Source organism: Halobaculum sp. MBLA0143 (assembly GCF_041361465.1).
GTDB lineage: Archaea > Halobacteriota > Halobacteria > Halobacteriales > Haloferacaceae > JAHENP01.
The window spans coordinates 1,765,238-1,785,911 of record NZ_JBGKAC010000001.1; the positions used below are offsets into that span (position 1 = coordinate 1,765,238).

The 20,674-nt window shown below is 67.4% G+C and carries 20 protein-coding genes and 1 pseudogene; 11 read left to right on the top strand and 10 right to left on the bottom strand.

Going from position 1 to position 20,674, the window contains the following annotated elements:
• Positions 1-59: 59 nt before the first annotated feature.
• Together tpiA and RYH79_RS09090 are read right to left on the bottom strand one after the other, a co-directional pair.
• A complete protein-coding gene (gene tpiA / locus RYH79_RS09085) occupies positions 60-707 on the bottom strand; it encodes a triose-phosphate isomerase (RefSeq protein ID WP_370898336.1) in 648 nt (215 codons plus the stop codon).
• Positions 708-754: 47 nt separating this feature from the next.
• Complete coding sequence (locus RYH79_RS09090; protein ID WP_370898338.1) at positions 755-1,279, bottom strand: multiprotein bridging factor aMBF1; 525 nt, start codon at positions 1,277-1,279, stop codon at positions 755-757.
• Positions 1,280-1,416: 137 nt separating this feature from the next.
• On the opposite strand from RYH79_RS09090, the gene purD reads away from it, so the two are divergent.
• Positions 1,417-2,703, top strand: a complete 1,287-nt coding sequence (gene purD, locus RYH79_RS09095; protein ID WP_370898340.1) for a phosphoribosylamine--glycine ligase — start codon at positions 1,417-1,419, stop codon at positions 2,701-2,703.
• A gap of 126 nt (positions 2,704-2,829) precedes the next feature.
• Here purD and RYH79_RS09100 read toward each other — a convergent pair whose 3' ends face one another.
• The gene (locus tag RYH79_RS09100) at positions 2,830-3,177 is read right to left on the bottom strand and encodes a DUF7126 family protein (RefSeq protein ID WP_370898342.1); all 348 of its coding nucleotides are present in this window, start codon (positions 3,175-3,177) and stop codon (positions 2,830-2,832) included.
• A gap of 91 nt (positions 3,178-3,268) precedes the next feature.
• On the opposite strand from RYH79_RS09100, the pseudogene RYH79_RS09105 reads away from it, so the two are divergent.
• Both RYH79_RS09105 and RYH79_RS09110 read left to right on the top strand, forming a co-directional pair.
• A pseudogene (locus tag RYH79_RS09105) lies at positions 3,269-3,469 on the top strand (class I SAM-dependent methyltransferase); the annotation flags it as partial.
• A 32-nt stretch (positions 3,470-3,501) separates the two neighbouring features.
• Positions 3,502-3,684 carry a hypothetical protein gene (locus RYH79_RS09110; RefSeq protein WP_370898344.1) on the top strand — a complete coding sequence of 61 codons (183 nt, stop codon included), beginning with the start codon at positions 3,502-3,504 and terminating at the stop codon, positions 3,682-3,684.
• 31 nt (positions 3,685-3,715) lie between these two features.
• On the opposite strand, the gene guaA is transcribed toward RYH79_RS09110, so the two are convergent.
• Both guaA and pyrG read right to left on the bottom strand, forming a co-directional pair.
• A complete protein-coding gene (guaA, locus tag RYH79_RS09115) occupies positions 3,716-4,633 on the bottom strand; it encodes a glutamine-hydrolyzing GMP synthase (RefSeq protein ID WP_370898346.1) in 918 nt (305 codons plus the stop codon).
• On the bottom strand, positions 4,633-6,297 hold the full coding sequence (pyrG, locus tag RYH79_RS09120; protein WP_370898348.1) for a CTP synthase: 1,665 nt from the start codon (positions 6,295-6,297) through the stop codon (positions 4,633-4,635). The genes guaA and pyrG overlap by 1 nt, the downstream gene beginning before the upstream one ends.
• A gap of 231 nt (positions 6,298-6,528) precedes the next feature.
• Between pyrG and RYH79_RS09125 the strand changes: the two genes are divergently transcribed.
• The 5 genes from RYH79_RS09125 to RYH79_RS09145 all read left to right on the top strand — a co-directional run bounded on the left by RYH79_RS09125 (position 6,529) and on the right by RYH79_RS09145 (position 11,845).
• Positions 6,529-7,455, top strand: coding sequence for a complex I NDUFA9 subunit family protein (locus RYH79_RS09125; protein ID WP_370898350.1), 927 nt, complete (start codon positions 6,529-6,531; stop codon positions 7,453-7,455).
• A 334-nt stretch (positions 7,456-7,789) separates the two neighbouring features.
• On the top strand, positions 7,790-8,977 hold the full coding sequence (locus tag RYH79_RS09130; protein WP_370898352.1) for a tubulin/FtsZ family protein: 1,188 nt from the start codon (positions 7,790-7,792) through the stop codon (positions 8,975-8,977).
• On the top strand, positions 8,946-9,740 hold the full coding sequence (locus RYH79_RS09135; RefSeq protein ID WP_370898354.1) for a hypothetical protein: 795 nt from the start codon (positions 8,946-8,948) through the stop codon (positions 9,738-9,740). Before RYH79_RS09130 ends, RYH79_RS09135 begins: the two co-directional genes overlap by 32 nt.
• An 11-nt stretch (positions 9,741-9,751) precedes the next feature.
• Positions 9,752-10,384 (top strand): 2-phospho-L-lactate guanylyltransferase, encoded by a 633-nt coding sequence (gene cofC / locus RYH79_RS09140; RefSeq protein WP_370898356.1) that lies wholly within the window; start codon positions 9,752-9,754, stop codon positions 10,382-10,384.
• Between the two features lie 48 nt (positions 10,385-10,432).
• Entirely contained in the window at positions 10,433-11,845 is a 1,413-nt protein-coding gene (locus RYH79_RS09145) for a DEAD/DEAH box helicase (protein WP_370898358.1), read from the top strand.
• Positions 11,846-11,848: 3 nt separating this feature from the next.
• Here RYH79_RS09145 and RYH79_RS09150 read toward each other — a convergent pair whose 3' ends face one another.
• The 5 genes from RYH79_RS09150 to RYH79_RS09170 all read right to left on the bottom strand — a co-directional run bounded on the left by RYH79_RS09150 (position 11,849) and on the right by RYH79_RS09170 (position 18,937).
• Positions 11,849-12,247: a hypothetical protein gene (locus RYH79_RS09150; RefSeq protein WP_370898360.1), complete on the bottom strand. Its 399-nt coding sequence runs from the start codon at positions 12,245-12,247 to the stop codon at positions 11,849-11,851.
• An 89-nt stretch (positions 12,248-12,336) separates the two neighbouring features.
• Complete coding sequence (gene sufD, locus RYH79_RS09155; protein WP_370898362.1) at positions 12,337-13,578, bottom strand: Fe-S cluster assembly protein SufD; 1,242 nt, start codon at positions 13,576-13,578, stop codon at positions 12,337-12,339.
• Between the two features lies 1 nt (position 13,579).
• The gene (sufB, locus tag RYH79_RS09160; protein ID WP_370898364.1) at positions 13,580-15,010 is read right to left on the bottom strand and encodes a Fe-S cluster assembly protein SufB; all 1,431 of its coding nucleotides are present in this window, start codon (positions 15,008-15,010) and stop codon (positions 13,580-13,582) included.
• A gap of 51 nt (positions 15,011-15,061) precedes the next feature.
• Positions 15,062-15,994 carry an ABC transporter ATP-binding protein gene (locus tag RYH79_RS09165; RefSeq protein ID WP_370898366.1) on the bottom strand — a complete coding sequence of 311 codons (933 nt, stop codon included), beginning with the start codon at positions 15,992-15,994 and terminating at the stop codon, positions 15,062-15,064.
• A gap of 117 nt (positions 15,995-16,111) precedes the next feature.
• Positions 16,112-18,937 carry a DNA-directed DNA polymerase gene (locus RYH79_RS09170; RefSeq protein ID WP_370898368.1) on the bottom strand — a complete coding sequence of 942 codons (2,826 nt, stop codon included), beginning with the start codon at positions 18,935-18,937 and terminating at the stop codon, positions 16,112-16,114.
• 122 nt (positions 18,938-19,059) lie between these two features.
• On the opposite strand from RYH79_RS09170, the gene RYH79_RS09175 reads away from it, so the two are divergent.
• From RYH79_RS09175 to RYH79_RS09185, 3 genes are read left to right on the top strand one after another with little or no spacing between them, the layout of a single operon-like run.
• A complete protein-coding gene (locus RYH79_RS09175; RefSeq protein WP_370898370.1) occupies positions 19,060-19,236 on the top strand; it encodes a DUF7331 family protein in 177 nt (58 codons plus the stop codon).
• A 59-nt stretch (positions 19,237-19,295) separates the two neighbouring features.
• Positions 19,296-19,757, top strand: coding sequence for a DUF7322 domain-containing protein (locus RYH79_RS09180; RefSeq protein ID WP_370898372.1), 462 nt, complete (start codon positions 19,296-19,298; stop codon positions 19,755-19,757).
• Between the two features lie 44 nt (positions 19,758-19,801).
• Positions 19,802-20,335, top strand: coding sequence for an acyl-CoA thioesterase (locus RYH79_RS09185; protein WP_370898374.1), 534 nt, complete (start codon positions 19,802-19,804; stop codon positions 20,333-20,335).
• Positions 20,336-20,674 lie beyond the last annotated feature (339 nt).

Consider the following 20,674-nt stretch of genomic DNA (forward strand, 5'->3'; position numbering starts at 1 on the left):
CCAACGGGTAAAGAATACCGGAAACCCCGACGAACGCCGTTCGAGGCCGGCGAGTCGCCTCAGGGGACGCCGCTCGCCAGGTCCCGGAGGACGGCTCGCGGGTCGTCCGCCTTCGCTACCGCGGAGGCCAGCAGGACGCCGGTGGCACCCAGGTCGGCGGCCGCGGCCACGTCTTCGCCCGTCGACACGCCGGCGCCACAGTAGAGGTCGACCTCGTCGTCGACCGCTTCGACGGCGTCGACGGCGCTCGTGACGATCTCCGGGTCCGCGCTCGCGACGGACACGTCACCGCCGATCAGCGCCGGGGGCTCGACGGCGACCGCGTCCGGGCCCAGCGCCGCCGCCGCGCCGGACTGTCCCGGGTCGTTCGCGCAGACGACCGTCTCCAACCCGGCCGTGCGGGCGGCGTCCAGTCCTCCGTCGATGTCGGCCAGCCTGAGCCGTTCTTCCGAGTGGTTGAGGAGCGTTCCGGTCGCGCCAGTGTCGGCGACTGCGCCGGCGTGGACGCTCCCGGTGTGACTGCCGTGGTCGATGGCGTCGACGTGTTGCCCCCAGGTCTCGACGCCGGTATCGGCGACGCGGTCGAGGTGTGCCGGCTGGGGGGCGACGGCGATCCGGACGCCGGTCTCTTCGGCGACCTCGGCGGCGGCCGTCGCGATCTCGACGGGGTCACAGTCGTACGCCTTCAGATTCACCAAGACGAACATACCCGGTGGCGGAGCGCAGACACAAAGAGCCCACCGATGGCGACCGGTCAGCCGTCGTCTCGCTTCACCACGTCGCCGAGCGTCATCGACCCGGAGGAGTCGGACGACCACTCCTCTTCGTCGGCGCTGTCACCCTCCGTCAGAGAGACCTCGAGCGCCCCCTCCAGCTTCTGTTGGACGTCGTCGCTCGGGAGCACGTCGCCACGCTCCAGCTTGCGGATCAGACTCCGCTTCTCGTTGAGTTCGTTCGCCAGGTCCTCCTGGCTGAGCCCGCGGTCCTCGCGGGCCGATCGAATCCGTTCGTCGTAGTCGCTCGCCACGGTGTCCATCTCGTCGAACATGTCGTGTCGACGCGAGGAGGAAGAAGACGAGGAGCTAGAGGAAGACGACGACCCCGAAGACTCACCGGAGGACGACGAGGTCGAGTACTTCGTGCTCGTGGAGGACGACTCCGTCTGCCGCACCTCCGTCCCGAACTCCGTGCAGTCGTCACACAGCTCCAGCTCGGCACCTTCGACCTTCGTCGTGGTGAGCGAGGGCTTGTCCGCGCCGCACATCTCACACTGGGGCATACTCCGCTGTAGCGGAGGCGACCAGATAAATTGTGCGCCCCCCGCCGAGCGGTCGTGACGGCGATCGTACACGACCCTGCACAGATCCTCCCGTGTAGAGAGCAAGACTTACACCCTCGTGTGTACCGCCTCCGAACGTGACAGAGACAGTCCTGTTGGTCGGCGGCGGCGGCCGGGAGCACGCGGTCGCTCGCGCGCTGGCGGACGACACGGAGCTGTACGCCTGTGCGAGCAACCGCAACCCCGGGATCGCACGGCTCGCGGCCGACACGGCCGAGGTGACGGAGACGGACGCCGACGCGGTCGTCGACTACGCCGAGCGCGTCGGCGCGGACCTGGCCGTGATCGGCCCGGAAGCGGCGTTGGCGGCCGGCGTCGCGGACGCGCTGGACGCCGCAGGCGTGTACGCCTTCGGCCCGCACGCAGAGCAGGCGCGGGTCGAGACGGACAAGCAGTTCCAACGGGAGTTCATGCGCCGGGAGTCGATCCCGGGCTGTCCGGCGTTCGAGACGTTCGACGACGCGGACGACGCCGCCGACTACGTCGCCGAGACGGACCACGACGTGGCCGTCAAGCCGGCCGGCCTCACCGGCGGGAAGGGCGTCCGCGTCACCGGGGACCAGGTCACGACGAGCGAGGCCGTCGACTACGTCCGGAGCGCCGACTACGACGAGTGGGTGATCGAGGAACGACTCGTCGGCGAGGAGTTCACCGTCCAGGCGTTCGTCGCCGACGGCGAGGTTCGGGCGACGCCGGCGGTCCAGGACCACAAGCGCGCCTACGAGGGCGACGAAGGCCCCAACACCGGCGGGATGGGGAGCTACAGCGCCGCCGAGCGGGCGCTCCCGTTCACGACGGACGCCGACTACGAGCGGGCCGTGGAGATCTTGGAGGCCGTCGTCGACGCCATGCCGGCCTACGAGGGCGTGTTGTACGGCCAGTTCATGCTGACCGCAGAGGGGCCGAAGGTGGTGGAGTTCAACGCCCGCTTCGGCGATCCGGAGGCGACCAACACGCTGCCGGTGATGGAGACGCCGCTGATCGACGTGCTCACGGCCGCACGCGACGGGGAGTCGTTGCCGGAGCTGTCGTTCGAGCCGGCTGCGACCGTCTGCAAGTACGCCGTCCCGGAGGGGTACCCGACGGATCCGGACGGGGGGACCAGAGTTGAGGTGGACGAGTCGTCTGCGGGCGAGGCGCTGTTGTTCTACGCCAGCGTCGACGAGCGCGACGACGGGATCTACACCACGACCTCCCGGGCGTTGGCCGTGGTGGGGACGGGCGCGGAGATCGCGGAGGCGGAACGTGTGGCGAGTGACGCACTGGCCGCGGCGGGCGAGGGGCTGCGCTACCGCTCGGACGTGGGGACGGCGGAACTGGTCCAGCAACGGATCGACCACGTGGCGGAGTTGCGTGGGGAGTAGCGAGCAGGCGACACCTCGACACCGTGGCCGGTCGTCGGGCTCGCGGCGGCGGTGTCGCGCGACCGCTGCCCGCCGCGAGTCGTAGAGCGTGCGACGGGGGGCTTGGTCCCGTCCCGGTAGAAAAAGCTACTGTGCGGCGTCGGCCGCGAGTTCTTCCGCGACCGTCTCGGCGTCCAACAGCCGCGGGTCGACAGCTAGATCCGTGATCGGCTGTGCGAACTCCGGGAGCGTCTCGTCGGCGTACACCACCGCTCGAACGTCCGGGTTGCGTTCCTTGGCGACCGGGATCGAGGTGGCCTCGGCCGTGTCCGTGAGCACGTACAACACCGCGTCGTCGATGCCGGCCGCCGTCAGCGACTCACCCGTCGGAACACCGTCGACGTGCGTCACCGCGATCCCCTCGGCCGCGAGCGCGTCACCCAACCCCTCGGCGTCTGGGCCGGCGAGAACCGCGGTCGTCTGTGTCTCGGTCATACCGTCGACTCCGTGGCTCCGGGGTTAAAGCGTGTCGTGAGCCGTTCGCCGACAGACACCGGGAGCAATACACTCGTCGCGGCCGACGAGCGTGCCGTCGGGCTCGACTTCTCCCGCAGGCAGTTGGCGCTCGCTCGACGGCGGGTCGCCGGGAGTCTCGCGCAGGGGGACGAACCCCCCGTTCGTCGACGACAGCTCCGACGCGGTCGGCGCGACCCACTCGCTGATCCACGTCCCCTTGGACGACCACCGGACCGCCCTTGTGGAGTTCGCGCGAGTGCTCCGGCCGGGCGGGACGCTGTTGGTGACGGAGGGCGGCGTGGAGTGGCAGGGGTCGAACCCGACTGGCTCGGCAGCGGGACGGAGGTGCGCTGGTCCATCGCGGGTCGGGAGGCGACGGAACGACACCTCCGCGAGGCCGGGTTCACGCTCCGAGAAGTGTGGGGGATGCCCGACGACACGACAGAGGACAGCACGAAGCCGTTCTTCCTCGCGGAACTCGGGTGAGACGGGCGAGGCTGTCTCGCCCGCGCCGCGTTCACTCGTACTCGATCGTCGCCGGCGGCTTGTGAGTCACGTCGTACACCACACGAGCCACGTTCTCGTTGCTCCCCGTGATCCGCGACTGGATGCGCTGGAGCGTCTCCCACGGCAGATCCTGCGCTCGGGCGGTCATCCCGTCGCGGGACTCCACCGACCGCACCGAGACGATCCAGCCGTGGACGCGGTTGTCACCCTTCACGCCGGTACCCTTCCCGATCACCGCGGCGAACGCCTGCCACGGGTCGTGGTCGGCGGTCTCGTCTTCCACGACGTGACACGCCTCGCGGGCGACCGCCAGCTTCTCCTCGGTCACCTCACCCAGCACGCGGACGGCGAGCCCGGGACCGGGGAACGGCATCCGCTCGGAGACGACTTCGTCCAGTTCTAGTGCGCGAGCGACCTCCCGGACCTCGTCTTTGTACAGGTCCCGGACGGGCTCGACGATCCCGTCGAAGTCGATCGCCTCCGGCAGCCCGCCGACGTTGTGGTGGGACTTGATGTTCCCCTCCGACTCGATCCGGTCGGGGTAGATCGTCCCCTGGACGAGGTAGTCGGCGTCCGTCTCCCGGGCCTCGCGTTCGAACTCTCGGATGAACTGCTCGCCGATGACGTGCCGTTTCTCCTCGGGGTCGGTGACGCCCGACAGCGCGTCGAGGAACCGGTCGCGGGCGTCGACCACCCGCAGCGAGTCCATGTACGAGAACGTCTCTCGGATCTGTTCCGTCTCTCCTTTCCGCATCAGTCCGGTGTCGACGTAGACGGGAGTGAGCTGGTCGCCGACGGCGCGGTACGCCAGCGCCGCCGCGACCGAGGAGTCCACGCCGCCCGACAGCGCGATGATCGCGTTCGCGTCGCCCAGCTCCGACTCGATCTCGGCGGTCGCCTCCGTCAGGAACGACTCTCGGTCGACCATCAGGCCGTCACCTCCGTCTGGTCGTCGACGTCGCCGTCGTGGACCCCGGTTTCCTCGATCACGGTCTCGATCAGGCCGACGAACGGCGGCGACGCCCGGTCCGGTCGCGACCGGAACTCGGGGTGGAACTGTGTCCCGAGGAAGAACGGGTGGTCCTCGTGTTCCAGAATCTCCATCCGACGCCCGGCGCTGCCGGAGAACCGGAGCGATCCGGACTCCAGGTCGTCGATGTACGTCGGATTCACCTCGTATCGGTGGCGGTGACGCTCCGTACACCGGGTGTCACCGTACACCTCGGCCGCGAGTGTGTTCGCCTCGATCTCCGTGACGTGTGCGCCCAGCCGCATCGTCCCACCCATGTCCTCGCGGTCCGTCTGGTCCGGCAGGAGGTCGATCACCGGGTGCGGGGTGTCCTCGTCGATCTCGGCGGAGTGGGCGTCGTCCAAGTCGAGTACGTTCCGGGCGTACTCCACGACGGCCATCTGGAAGCCGAGACACAGTCCGAGGTACGGCACGTCGTGTTCCCGGGCGTAGCGGACGGCCTCGATCTTCCCCTCGGTCCCGCGAGAGCCGAAGCCGCCGGGGACGACCACGCCGTCGGCGTCCCGCAGTCGCTCGGCGTGGCGGTCCAGCATCTCGTCAGAGTCGACCCACGAGACGGAGACGTTGACCCCGCACTTCTGGCCGGCGTGTTTCAGCGCCTCGTGGACGGACATGTACGCGTCCTCCAGGTCGTACTTCCCGACGAGTGCGATCTCGACCTCGCCGGTCCGGTCGCGCGTGACGAGTTCCCGCCAACTGTCGTCGCGCTCGGCGGTCGGCAGCGCCGCCTCGGCCAGCCCCAACTGCTCCATCACGTACTGGTCTAGCCCCTCCTCTTCGACCATCAACGGGACATGGTAGATGTCCTCCACGTCCGGGTTCGAGAAGACGGCGTCCGTCGGCACGTCGCAGAACAGGGCAATCTTCTCGCGAGTGCTGTCCGCCAGCGAGTCGGTACACCGCCCGACGAGCACGTCCGGCTGGAGCCCGATCGACCGCAGTTCCTTCACGGAGTGTTGGGTCGGTTTCGTCTTCTGTTCCCCGTTCTTCGAGTACGGGACGAGCGTGACGTGGGTGAACAGGATGTCCTCGTCGTCCTCCTCGTGGGCGAACTGCCGCAGCGCCTCCAGGTACTGCATCCCCTCGATGTCGCCGACGGTGCCGCCCACCTCCACGATACACACGTCCGTCCCGGCGGCCGCCTCGCGGATGCGCCGCTTGATGTCGTCCGTGACGTGCGGGATGATCTGGACGGTGTCACCGAGGTAGTCGCCGGAGCGCTCCCGTTCGATCACCTCCTCGTACACCTTCCCGGTGGTGACGTTGTGGTCGGAGGTCATGTCGACACCGAGGAACCGCTCGTAGTTCCCCAGATCTAGGTCCACCTCGCCGCCGTCCTTCAACACGTACACTTCCCCGTGTTGGTAGGGGTTCATCGTCCCCGCGTCCACGTTGAGGTACGGGTCGATCTTCACCGCCGTCACGTCGAAGCCGGCGTCGGCGAGCAGCCGCCCGGTGGAGGCCGCGGTGATCCCCTTCCCCAGTCCGGACATCACCCCGCCGGTGACGAAGATGAACTTCCGACCGAGTGACGGGTCGTACCCCGTATCGGGTGTTGGCATACCGACGGTGCGACAGGAATCCAGAAGAACGTTTCGGAGCCGACGGCGCTCGTGCGGGTCCACCGTCGACCGCTGTCGTCCGGCGTCGAGGGCTGGTCGCTCACGCCGTCGGTGAGGGCGCGGTGAGGGAGACTGACCGGGCGTCGTCGGCAGCGTGTCGCGTCGGGCCCGTCACTCCGCGGCCGCCTACCGTCCGTACCATTTAGGTTCACCCCTCCACTCCGCCGAGGTATGGACGTACTCGTCGCCGGTGGAACCGGCTTCGTCGGGTCGTACCTCTGTCGAGAGCTGTCGGACCGCGGGCACGACGTGACGGCCGCCTCGCGGTCGCCCGGAGACGCGGACCTCCCGAGCGGGGTCGGCACCGTCAAACTGGACGTGACCGACGAGACGACGGTTCACGAGATCGTGCCCGGTCACGACGTGGTCGTGAACCTGGTCGCGTTGTCGCCGTTGTTCAAGCCGGACGGCGGTGACCGGATGCACGACGTGATCCACCGCGGCGGAACGGAACACCTGGTCGAGGCGGCCGAACAGTCGGACGTGGAGCGGTTCGTTCAGCTGTCGGCCCTGGGTGCGGACTCGGACGGTGACACGGCGTACATCCGCGCGAAGGGTACTGCCGAGGAACGCCTCCGGGAGTCGTCCGTCCCGGGGGTGATCTACCGCCCGTCCGTCGTCTTCGGCGACGGCGGGGAGTTCGTCGGCTTCACGAAGAAGCTGAAGGGGTGGTTCGCGCCCGGGCTCCCGCTGTACCCCCTGCCCGGCGGCGGGAAGACCCGTTTCCAACCGATCTGGATCGGCGACCTGGCGCCGATGGTGGCCGACGGGGTCGAAGACGCGAGCCACGAGGGAGAGACGTACGAACTCGGGGGGCCGGCGGTGTTGACGCTCCGAGAGGTCACGGAGAAGGTGTACGAGGCCGAGGGTCGGTCGGTCGGCATCGTCCCGCTGCCGATGGGGCTCGCCAAGGTCGGACTGAGCGTGATGGGCGCCGTCGGGGGGCCGATGGGCGCAGACCAGTACCGTTCGCTCCAGTTCGACAACACCACACGCAGCAACGACGTGGGCGCGTTCGGCGTCGAGGAGTCGGAGCTACGCACGCTGGGCGACTACCTGGGGCTGGCCGGCGCGGGCGCCACCGCGGCGCCAGCCTGACCGGGCGAGCACACTCTCGGACTCGAGGAGTCGTTCTCGAACTCGATAACTGGATCCCGCGCGAGCCGCGGGCGAGTGACCGTCGGGAGGCTTGCAGCCAGCCTTCACGTGAACGAAGCGACTGATAACGTCCACTGATACACGAGGTATTTAAACTTCTCCTATTCGTCCGATTCGTGTGAGAGGCTCACGCAGCCGAGCAGTCGACGGAGAATCCGTCGCCGTCTGTCGGTTTCTCGGAACACCGACGGACGGGCGTCGGACACTCGTCGTTCGGTCAACACAATCCTTTTATCTGTGGTCCGACTGGTTCCCCACCAATGGCGGGAGACGCATGAAACTGGCACTGATCGGGTTCGGACAGGCGGGGGGGAAGATCGTCGACCAGTTCGTCGAGTACGACGAACGGCAGGGAACCGACATCGTCCGCGCCGCGGTCGCCGTCAACACGGCGAAGGCGGACCTGATGGGGTTGGAACACATCCCGGAGAACAACCGGGTCCTCATCGGTCAGTCTCGCGTGAAAGGTCACGGCGTGGGCGCAGACAACGAACTCGGCGCGGAGATCGCCGAGGAGGACATCGACGAGGTACAGGGCGCGATCGACTCGATTCCGGTCCACGAGGTGGACGCGTTCTTAGTGGTCGCGGGGCTCGGCGGTGGGACCGGGTCCGGCGGCTCGCCGGTGTTGGCGAAACACCTCAAACGCATCTACACGGAGCCGGTGTACGGGCTGGGGATCCTGCCGGGCTCCGACGAGGGTGGGATCTACACCCTCAACGCCGCACGGTCGTTCCAGACGTTCGTGCGTGAAGTGGACAACCTCCTCGTGTTCGACAACGACGCCTGGCGGAAGACTGGGGAGTCCGTCTCCTCCGGCTACGAGGAGATCAACGAGGAGATCGTCAGGCGGTTCGGCATCCTCTTCGGTGCCGGCGAGATCGAGGAGGGCGGCGAGGTCGCAGAGAGCGTCGTGGACAGCTCCGAGATCATCAACACGTTGTCGGGCGGGGGTGTCTCCACCGTCGGCTACGCCAGCGAGGAGGTGGAGGCACCCTCCAACAACGGCGGTGGCGGAATCCTCTCTCGACTCAAAGGTGACGACGACGACGACGAACTCGACAGCGCACACACCACCAACCGGATCACGTCGTTGGTTCGGAAGGCCGCCCTCGGGCGGCTGACGCTGCCGTGTGAGATCGACGGCGCCGAACGCGCCCTGCTCGTGATGGCCGGTCCGCCACAACACCTCAACCGGAAGGGGATCGAACGCGGACGGAAGTGGCTCGAAGAGCAGACCGGGTCGATGGAGGTCCGGGGCGGTGACTACCCCGTCCGCGGCTCCGGCTTCGTCGCCAGCGTGATCCTCCTGTCGGGCGTGACGAACGTCCCGCGGATCAAGGAGCTCCAGCAGGTGGCGATCGAGGCCCAGGACAACATCGACGAGATCCGTGAGGAGAGCGAAGACAACTTGAACGATCTGATACAGGATGACGACGACGAGCTGGAATCACTCTTCTAGACTGACGGCCGCACTCGCGGTCTGTCTGTTGGTAGCGGCGGCCGTCGCGCCCGCCGCGGCCGTCTCCGTCGCGGAGACGGACGCCCCGGACAGCGCCGCAGTCGGCGAGGAGGTGTCGCTCACGATCACACTGTCTCAGCTGTACCAGGAACCCTCCTTGGAAGAGTGGGAGCTGGCCGGCGAGACGGCGCTGGAGACCCCCACGTGGACGGTAGTCTACTACGATCAGACGGGCTCGAAGGTGGGCCAGGAGTCGTTCGGCGGCCAGACGTTCGACGACGCGAGCGTCGTCGCCGACGACGACATCTCGGAGATAGAGGTACAGCTCACCGGGGTCGTGCCGGAGGTGTCGGAATACACGTACGACCCACAACAGACGTTCACCGCCGCCACGCTCCGGCAGGTGCCGCCGGGTGGCGGCAGCAACCAGCTGGCTACGGTGGAGCCGGCGTACTTCACCGACGCCTCCGACTCAGCCCGGGACGCACTGGACGCGGCGGCGACGGAAGTCGAGGCGGCCGGCAGCCCGCAGGCCGCGAGTGACAAGTTCGACCAGGCCGTCCAGGCGTACGAGAGCGGCGAGTTCGAGCTGGCGACGACGCTGGCCAACGAGGCCGAGAGCCAGGCCGAGCAGGTCCAGAGCAACCAGAACCGCAACCAACTCCTGCTGATGGGCGCCGGGGCGTTGCTCGTCGTCGGGGGCGCCGTGGGCGGCTTCTTCTACTGGCGGTCCCAGCAGGACAGCACGGACCGGCTGGGCTGATCCCGGTTCCGATGGAGGCCCTCGTCCCGTTCGCGGCCGACCGGCCGAAGACCCGTCTCGCGGACGTGCTGTCGTCGGCCGAGCGGCGGTCGTTCGCGGCCGCGATGCTGACCGACGTGCTCGCGGCCGTCCGCGGCGCCGGCCACACGCCGGTCGTCGTGACGACGGCGCCGTTGGAACGCGACGCCGCACAGGTCGTCGACGAACGACCGCTGGGGGAGGCAGTCGACGGCCTGCTGGCCGCCCGTGAGCCGGACCACGACAGCCCGCTGGCGGTGGTGATGGCGGACCTCGCGCTGGCGACGCCGTCGGCACTGACCCGACTGACGGCGCCACCGGACGACGGCCCAGCCGACCTGGTGTTCGCCCCCGGGCTCGGCGGCGGGACGAACGCCGTCGTCGTCAGAGACGCACGCTTCCGGACGGACTACCACGGCGTGTCGATCGGCGACCACCGGGCGCTCGCCCGCGAGCTGGGTGCCAGCGTCAGGGAAGTCGACTCTCGACTGTTGGCCACGGATGTCGACACCCCCGCGGACCTGGCGGAACTGCTCGTCCACGGCGACGGCGCCGCCCGCGACTGGCTGGAGGACGCCGGCTTCGAGCTCGACACGAGCGGCGGCCGGGTGACGGTCGACCGGTAGCCCCACGCGGTCGCCGGGCTCAAGCCGCTCGGACGCCTCTGCGCGACCGTGCAGGTCCGGCTCTGGTTCGCGGACGGCGGTATCAGACTCACCGTCGACGGCGGCGACGCGTGTGTCGGCGAGGTCGACACGAGCGGCGACGCAGGCGTCGACTTCGATCCGACGGCGCTCCCGGGCGTCGAGGCAGACGACCGCACCCCCGGCTACCGCGCGCCGGCGTACCGGTACGCCGCCGTCCGCGACGGCCTGGCCGACCGCCGTGTCGGCTCTGCCGCTACGACCGTCGACGACGACATCGCCGCCGGCTTCCCCGACCTGAGTCCGCTCGCGACCCGGTACGACCTCCGGCCGTACCAACGCGAGGCGCTGTCGGCCTGGCGTGACGACGACTGCCGTGGCGTCGTCGAACTGCCGACCGGCTCCGGCAAGACCGTGATCGGGCTGGCGGCGATCGCAGGCCGGGAGACTGCGACCCTCGTGGTCGTCCCGACGCTGGACCTCCTGGATCAGTGGCGCCGGGAACTGGCGTCGGAGTTCGACGTCGAAGTCGGCCAGTTCGGCGGGGGCGTTCAACAGCAGGCCCCGATCACGGTGGCGACGTACGACTCCGCGTACCTCCGTGCCGACGACGTCGGCGGCGACTTCGGGCTCGTCGTGTTCGACGAGGTCCACCACCTCGGCGGCCAGGGGTTCCGCGACGCCGCCAGACTGGTGGCCGCGCCCGCCCGACTCGGACTGACGGCCACCTTCGAACGCCCGGACGGGGCCCACGAGGTCGTCACGGAGCTGCTCGGACCGGTCGTCGCCCGAGCGAGCGTCGACGACCTCGCCGGCGACTACCTCGCCGAGTACGACGTGCGCCGGATCGAGGTGGCGTTGTCGGCGTCGGAACGCGAGACGTACGAGACCGCACAGGGCACCTTCGTCGACTACGTCCGCGAGAACGGCATCAGCTTCGACTCCGGGAGCGACTACCAGAAGCTCGTGAAACGGTCCGGCCGCGACCCCGCCGCCAGAGAGGCGTTGCTGGCCAAGCAACGAGCCCGCGAGGTGATGATGAACGCCGACGCCAAGCTCCGGGAGCTGGGTCGCATCCTGGAGCGACACGCCGACGACCGGGTCGTCGTGTTCACCGCCCACACCGACCTCGTCTACCGTATCTCCGAGCGGTTCCTGATCCCGGCGATCACCGCCGAGACCGGGGCGAGTGAGCGCCGCGAGATCCTCGACCGGTTCCGGGACGGCACCTACTCCAGAGTCGTCGCCGCGAACGTCTTAGACGAGGGGGTAGACGTGCCCGACGCCTCCGTCGGGGTCGTCCTCTCCGGCTCCGGCTCCTCCCGGGAGTTCACTCAACGGCTCGGCCGACTCCTGCGTCCTGGCGAGTCCGAACACGCCGTGTTGTACGAGCTCGTCGCCGCAGACACGGCCGAAGAACGGGTCGCCGACCGTCGGCGCTGAGCCTCACCCCTCGCCCGCCAGCCGCAGGTTCAGCGAGCCGTCGTTCAGGAACTCCTGGAACGAGACGCTCAGCCGGATCTCCACGCTCGCGGACTCGCCGGCCGGCACCCGCACCTCGCGTCGCACCGTCACCGACTCGTTGCCGACCTCCGCCTCGACTATCACCGCCCTGTCGCCGGCGGTCGGACCCTGGTTCTTCACCGTCACCGGGACGATCAGCCGGCCGTCCGTCCCGTTCGCCACGTCCCACGTCTCGACGACGATGCCGGTCGCCGGCGTCGCCGTCGGCGTCGGCGAGCCCGGCGGGCCGGTCGGTCCGGTCGGCTCCGACGAGGCGGTACAGCCGGCCAGGAGGACGAGCCCGACGACGGCGAGCCCGACGAGGAGTCCACGGCGTTGCACACCACACCGAACACCGGCGGTCGCCGAAAGCCTTGTCACTCCGGGCGGAGGGAACGACCGAAGAGAGTAACCGGAGGACCGAAGCGCCGTCAGTCGAGTCGCGCTTCGATCTCCGTCTGGAGATCCTCGCGGAGCTCTTCGACCTCGACTTCCTCCAAGACGGGGACGAAGAACCCCTCGACGAGCATGTTGCGCGCCTGCTCGGGGTCGATCGACCGAGAGGTCATGTAGAACAGCTCCTCGGCGTCCACCTGCCCCACGGTCGCGGAGTGTGACGCCTCCGTGTCGTGGTTGTTGATGATGAGCTTCGGCGAGGCGTCCGCCTCCGACTCGTCGGACAGCATCAGCGTGTTCTCGCGCTGGTAGGAGTTGGTGTCCCAGGCGCCACGACCGACGTCCTGGACCCCCTCGTAGACGGAGCGGGCCTCGTCGTCCAACACGCCGCGCGTGACGAGGTCGGCGGTGGTGTGTTCGCCGTGGTGCCACACTCGCGCGTTCAGATCGAGGTGCTGGTCGTTGTGACCGAAGAACGCCCCGACGATCTTCGTCTCCGAGGCGTCACCCTCCAGCTCCGTCTCGATGTCCGCACGGGTGAGCCGGGAGCCGAGGTTGCCCTCGATCCAGTCGACGGTGGCGTACGCCTCCGTCACGCCGCGCTTCAGCGAGAAGTTGTACACGTCCTCGTCCAACGTCTGGAGCGAGCCGTACTGGACGTAGGAGTTCTCGCCGGCGGACACCTCGACGAGGTTGCTGAAGTACCGGTCGCCGTCGACTTCGGCGGCTTCGCCGCCTCCGGAGGCGCTTCGCGCCTCACCGTTCTCGATCCGTTCGAGGATCGTGACGGAGCTGTTCTGCTCCGTGACGACCAGCGTCTGGGAGAACAGCGAGCGGCTGTTCATCTCCGCGCGGATCGTCACGTCCTCGGCGTCGACACCCTCGGGGACGTAGACGAACGTGCCCGTGGTGAACAACGCCGCCGACAGCGCCGTGAGGTAGTCGGTCTCCGGGTCCGTGACGGCGCCGAACTCCGCCTCGACGAGCTCGGGGAACTCCTCGATGGCCGTCTGGAAGTCCGTCACCGTCACCTCGTCGGGGCCGACCCGCTCCGTCTCGTCGGACTGGTTGTCCGGGTCGACGAGCGTCTCGTAGTCGAGCGCCTCCAGGTTCGTCCAGCGACGACCCGGGGTCTCGATCACGTCCGGCAGCTCCAGGTCGTCCAACGCGTCCAACGCGTCGAGACGCGTCTGGCGGAGCCACTCCGGCTCGTCGCGTGCGTCCGAAATCTCCCGGACCGTCTCCGGCGAGATCGTGAGTGGGACCTGCGTGCTCATGTTACCCGAGGCTCCCTTCCATCTCCAGCTCCACGAGCCGGTTGAGCTCCACCGCGTACTCGATGGGCAGCTCCTCCGTGATCGGCTCGATGAAGCCGCTCACGATCATCTGCTTGGCGTCGTCGTCGTCGAGACCACGCGACTGGAGGTAGAACACGTCCTCGTCGCCGATCTTGCCGACGGTCGCCTCGTGGGCCACGTCCACCTTCGACTCGTTGATCTCCATGTACGGCATGGTGTCGGAGGTGGACTCGTTGTCGAACATCAGCGCGTCACACTCGACGGCCGTCGAGGAGTTCTCGGCGCCGTCGGCGATGTGGACGAGCCCGCGGTAGTTCGTGCGGCCGCCGTCCTTGCTGATCGACTTCGACTCGATGGTCGACTTCGTCTCCGGCGCGTTGTGGTACACCTTCGCCCCGGTGTCGATGTTCTGCCCCTCGCCCGCGAAGGCGATGGTGATGTGGTTGTCGGAGGCGCCGCGACCCTTCAGCATGGTCGACGGGTACAGCATCGTCGCCTTCGACCCCATCGAACCGGAGATCCACTCCATCCGGCCGTTCTTCTCGGCGATGGCGCGCTTCGTGTTCAGGTTGTACGTGTTCTTCGACCAGTTCTGGACCGTGGAGTACTGGACGTGGGCGTTCTCGCCGACGAACACCTCGACACCACCACAGTGGAGGTTGAACGCCGAGTACTTCGGCGCGGAACAGCCCTCGATGTAGTGCACCTCGGAGTTCTCCTCGGCGACGATGAGCGTGTGCTCGAACTGGCCCATCCCCTCGGAGTTCATCCGGAAGTACGCCTGCACCGGCATCTCCACCGTCGTGTCCTCCGGGACGTAGACGAACGACCCGCCGGACCACACGGCGCCGTGCAGCGCGGCGAACTTGTTGTCGCTGGGCGGCACTGCCTTCGTCATGAAGTGCTCGCGGACGATCTCCTCGTGCTCCTGGACCGCCTTGTCCATGTCACAGAAGATGACGCCCTTGTCCTCCCAGCGCTCCTGCATGTTCTGGTAGACGACCTCCGACTCGTACTGAGCACCGACTCCCGAGAGGGCGTTCTTCTCCGCCTCCGGGATTCCCAGCTTGTCGAAGGTGTCCTGGATCTCCTCCGGGAGATCCTCCCAGTTCTCCGCGCCGCCGCGGGCTTCGACGTCCGGCCGGATGTACGGGACGATCTCGTCCACGTCCACCTCGGAGAGGTCCGGCTGACCCGGCCAGTCCGTCGGCATCGGCATCTCGTGGAACTGCTGGAGCGCACGCAGGCGCCGCTCCAGCATCCAGTCCGGTTCGTCCTTGTCCTCGGAGATGAGCCGGATCGTCTCTTCCGTCAGGCCCTTCTCCGTCTGGAACGCCGACTTCTCCTCCTTCTTGAAGTCGAAACGTGCCTCGGTGTCAGTCTGCTTGAGTTCGTCTTGTTCGGAGCTCATGTGTGTTGATGTGTGTCTCTACGCTCTTGTACCTGTGCCAACCGTTCGTGGTTACGCCGCTTCGTACACTTCCTCACGGACCCAGTCGTACCCCTGGTCTTCCAGCTTCTCTGCGAGTTCCGCTCCGCCGCTCATGGCGACCTCACCGTCCAGCATCACGTGGACGTGGTCGGGGTCGACGTAGTCGAGGATCCGCTGGTAGTGCGTGATCTGGAGGACACCGGTGCCCTGCTCGTCGCGCAGCGCCTCGATCCCCTCGGAGACGTCCTGGAGCCGGTCGATGTCCAGCCCGGAGTCGATCTCGTCGAGCACGGCGATCGACGGCTCCAGCACCGCCGCCTGGAGCACCTCGTTCTGCTTCTTCTCCCCGCCGGAGAAGCCCGCGTTGAGGTACCGCTCGGCGAACTCCGCGTCCATGTCCAACTGCTCCATCTTCTCCTGGAGGAGCTGTTGGAACTCCGCGACGCCGACCTCACCGTCGTCGGCGGGCCCCTCCATCGGGGAGGACTCGTAGCCGGCGGCGTCCTCGTTGGTGTCGTCGCCCTCGGCCGTCTCCTCGTCGGCCTCCTCGTCTTCGAACAGCTCCTCGCGCTCCTCCAGCTTGGCGTTCAGCGCCTGGCGGAGGAAGTTCACCATCGTCACGCCCTCGATCTCCGCGGGGTACTGGAACGCGAGGAAGATCCCGAGTGCGGCCCGCTCGTTCGGCTCCAGATCGAGCAGCTCCCACTCGTAGTCGTCCTCGTCCAGGTCCTCGTCGACGTCCGCGACGTCCGCCTCGTCCAGGTGGAGCGTCACGTCACCCTCGGTGACCTCGTAGGCCGGGTGACCGGCGATCACTTTAGCGGTCGTCGACTTCCCGGAGCCGTTGGGGCCCATCAGGGCGTGGATCTCGCCGCTCGCCACTTCCAAGTCGACGCCACGGAGGATCGACTCCCCCGTCTCGGCCACTTCCGCGTGTACGTTCGACAGTTCTATTGTTGCCATGATTGGTATCCCTCGTACTCTCACAGTGGGCGTTTCCACGCATAATGGTTTCGCATCCGCCCGAGTCCGGTTTCACAGAGGTGAAGATATCTTCCGCTTCTCACAAACGAGGGGGGCTCAGCCCCACTGACCGAGCCCGGTCTGTGTCTGGCCGCTCTCGATCTCGTCCCACGACAGCCCCAGCGACTCGGTGATCCGCTCGATGGGGCCTTTCAGCGTCTTCTCCAGCATCTTGTCGTAGTCCACGTCGAACTCCGGGGGGATCTCGTCGGCGAACTCGTAACAGATCACGTCCGGGTCGCGCTTGAACTCCGTGTAGAGGGCGTCGTCCTGGTCGCCCCCGTTCGGCTCCAGCCCCAGCTCCGACTCGATACGGTCGTAGAAGTCCGGGTGGACGTTGTCGAGGTACAGTCGTTTCGGCTTCGAACCGGACTGGAAGTTGGTGCCCAACAGGAGGTTGGCGTACTTCGCTCCGCGGACCTGGGCGGTGTCCGTCTCGTAGTTGTCGAGACTCTTCCCGATCCCGCCCGGGATGCCGATCTCGTCGACGTCTACGTCGCCCGCCTGGAACGCTTGGATCTCCTCGTGGAGGAACTCCTTCACGTCGTCGAGGTCTTCGCCGGTGACGATCATCTCGATCACGCGCTTCTGAACCCGTTTCGTGATCGGCGCGATGTCCGACCGGGTGTACTCGAACCCCGTGATGTCGATGTCGTCGACGTGTTTCCCCTCCTTCCAGACGATGTGGCCCGCGTAGCGCTTCTTCTTGCCCGCCTGGAAGAACCGCCGGTACAGCTTCTCGAACTCGATCTGGAACCGGTGTTCCTCGGCGTCCAACTCCTCGCTGGCGAACTCGTCGTAGCGGTCGTTGATGTACGACTCGATCTCCTCGCTGGCGTCGATCGCCGCTGCCAGCGTCTGTAACTCCGACTCCGACATTTCCGGGTGGGCCTCCCGGACCGGGTCGGGGACTTCGACCCCAGTTGTTTCCACATCTGAAAGAGATAACATTATAGAATCGGTATCTCCGTACGTAATATCGTAGTCAATTTCGGCGGCCGCCTCCTCCGTGAACTCGATTACGCGCCGGCCCATCGCCGTGATCGCCGCGGCGTTGTCCTTGTCGTACAACCGGAACTGCTCCCACCCCGACACCCCATACAAAGAGTTCATGATTACTTTTATTGAAGATTGTTGTCTGTCGAATTTTTCGTAGGCTTCGGTGTCGGGATCGTGTTCGTTGCGCTGTTGTTTCTTCTGTTCGCGCTCCGTCAGCAGCGCGTCCACCATCTCCCGCATCATCCCGTCCGGTTCCTTCCGGAACCGGGTACCGTTCGGGGCGCGGTACGTCTCCCCGTCGTACGCCTCCGGGTCGTCGACGATCGTCTCCGGGGAGGCGTTGATCGTCACCATACACATCGGGTAGAGGCTCTTCAGGTCGAGCACCGAGACGTTCTCCGCGACCCCGGAGATCGGCTCGAACACGGCCCCGCCCTCGAACTCCTCGCCGGCCTGTTGGCCCTTCGTCGGCAGGACGAACTCCCCGTACGCCTCGTGGAGGACGTACATGTCCACCACGTCGCCGGGGGTGGGGGCGTCCTCCAGCTGACAGCCGACGAACTTCCGGGTGTCGTCCCAGAAGTCGATCAGATTCTGCTGGCGGTCGATCTCGACACACAGCTCCACGTCCCGGAGGTTGTACTCCAGGAGACGCGTCGGGTCGTCCTCCCAGAGGTCGCCGATGTCGCCGGTGTACCGTTCCTTCCCGACGCCCAGTTCCAGCTCCGCGACCGCGTCCAGTCGGTACGAGTCCAACTCGGAGAACTGCGTCCGTTGGTAGGCGTACAACAGGTCGAACACGACACGGCCCTTCACGTCCGGGCCACCCCAGCCCGAGCGCCAGGTCTCCCCGACCCGGGAGGCACGGTCCGGCGCGAGGTCGTAGTCGCTGGCGCCGTTGAGCTCCTCCATCCGGTCGAGAAGGTACGGGGCGTCGAAATCCTCAAAATTCCAACCAGTTGTAACGTCCGGATTAGTCTTTTCCAAGTACGCAATAAATGCGTCCAGCATCGCGTCCTCCGCCGTGAACTGCTCGACACGGACACTCGCCCCTTCGGAGATGAACTCGTAGTCGTCGAAGGAGTCGTCGACGACGCCGTCGCCGACGGGGGCGTCGTACAGCCACAACACGTACTCGTCGCGGTAGGAGTCGTGACTCGTCAGACAGACGATGGGCTCGTCGCCGTCTTCCGGGAAGCCGTTGCGGTCGTCCACCTCGATGTCGAACGTGTTCACCCGGAGGTCGGCGTCCACGTCGGCGGCCTCCAGGTGGTCGGCGGTCACCTGGATCGGGGCGTCCGGGTCGTCGTCGACGCGGCGGGGCTCGACCCTGATCCCGGAGGTGACGCCGTGGTCGATCAGGAAGCGGTTCGGAAACAGAATGTCCGCCTCGTAGGTGGTCCGGAAGTCGTCGCGGATCTGCCCCACGTCCCGGGGGGTGCGGGCGGCGACCTTGGTGACGGGCTCGCCACGGATGCTCTCGAACCGGTCGTTGTCGGGGTCGCCGTGAGGGTGTTCGCGGGTGTCGACGACGACGTCGTACTCGGAGGTGAGGTCGCGGTCGGCGACGTGGTCCGTCGGGACGTAGAAGTACGGCTCCACGCCGACGACGCGGACGTGCTCCAGTTCGTTCTCCGGGGTCCGACCGAACACGTGGACGACCGGGTACTCGTCGCTGCCGCGCCCCTCGACGGAGTAGTCGACGGCGGTCACCATGATCTCGACTGTCGTCTCCGCGCGCGGGTCCGGCACCCGCACGTCGTCGCCCTCGATCACCTCGCTGACGTGTGTCCCGGTCTCCCCGGCGACGGCGACCGCCTCCGCGTCCGGTCGCTCCCCGCCGTCGTCGGAGACGGCGAGGTCGTCGAACGTCGTCTGATCCATGTGTTCGACTCCGTCTGCCGCGGTGAAGAACCCTCCCCTCTCGCCGCCCCGTCCGTCGGTCGGCAGGCACCGCCACGACGGCAAGAGCTTTACCTTGTGACGAATTACCAAACGCTGGAGACATGACCCACTCGACCGACCCCTCTACGGGCGCTCGGACGTCTGAGGCCGCCGAGAGTGACATCGCCGAGTCGATCGAGATGTACGAGGACGACGGTCGAGTCGTCCTCTTCGACGGCGAGAACCCGCTCGCGTGGCTGGAGGCCTCGCGCACGGTCACGCTCACCGACCTCGCTTAGGCTGCCGCAGTCGCGGCACGATCAGTCCCTTTTAACAGTCGCTCGTCGTAGCCTGCACCGTGAGTGACGGCGACGAGGAGACGGCCGGGCCGAACGAGGAGGAGACGGCGGCCGCGACCGGCGACCGCCTCTCCCGGAAGTTCGGCGAGCCCGCGGAGTTCGACCCCGCAGAGCGGTTCGGCGACCCCGAGGGTGAGGCGCCGACGACGGAGCCGCCGGACAGCCCCGCCGACCGACTCCCCGACCCCTCCGAGGTGGACAGCGACGTACAGAACGCCTTCTGGAGGGCAGTGCTGTGGACGAACGTCGCCGTCGCGGGCCTGACTCTCGGCCCGGCGTACGCGGTTCTCGACGGGGGAACCCGGGTCGGCGCCGCCGCGACCGTGATCGGCGGGGTCGCCGGCGTCCGGGTGTACCAGACCGTCCGAGCGTTCGAGCAGCGCGACCGCGACGGCGACGCAGACTACGACACGAGTCCCGACGACGGAGACACGGATGCCACGGACGAGCCGACGCCGTGAGCCGACTCCCACGGGCTTAAACTCGCGGACCGGCACGGCCGGACATGGACGAGACACCGGGTGGCCTCCGTTCCGGGCCAGCCTCGCCGAACGACGGCGACGACACGGTCTCACTGGCGGAGTCGTACACGGAGATGACGGAACTGCTGCTCCCGAACGACACGAACAACCTGGGACGCGCGCTGGGTGGCGCCGTACTCCACTGGATGGACATCTGTGGCGCGATCGCCTCCATGCGGTTCTCCTCGAAGCAGTGTGTGACGGCGTCGATGGACCACGTCGACTTCATCAGCCCCATCGACCTCGGCGAGGTGGCCGTCATCGAGGGGTACGCGTTCGGCACCGGACGGACGAGCATCGACGTGAAGGTGGACGTACGCGCAGAGAACCCCCAGACCGGCGAGGTTCGAGAGACGACCAGCTCCTTCTTCAGCTTCGTCGCCTTGGGCGAGGAGGGTCGCCCGGCGGAGGTGCCGGAACTCGGCTGTCCGACCGCCGAGGAGGCGGCGCTCCGCGAGGAGGCCATCGAAGAGCGCCGCAGCCGACTGGAGGACGTGGCCGACCGACTCGACGACTGAGCCTCGTTCCCGTTCGAGCCGACGACTGGCGGCGCTCGACTGACCGAGTCGGGGGCTGGTGCCACTCGACTGATCGAGTCGGCGACTGATCTCTCTCCTTCCTCCACCGCGTCGCTTCCGAGATTTGACCACCCCCTACCGAGATCTGGTATCCCCCTCCGAATCTGACTACCGGGTGGCGAGAACGACTGTCCGTTTCCCGTTCGTCGTCTATTACCGAGACGACAGTCCCATAATGAAAGCGGTCGTCTGTAGGGATGCGAAGAACTACGAGGCAGAAGACGACTGGTTGGACACCCCGAACGCGAGGAGAGTCGACGCGGACGCGGCCCCGTCGTG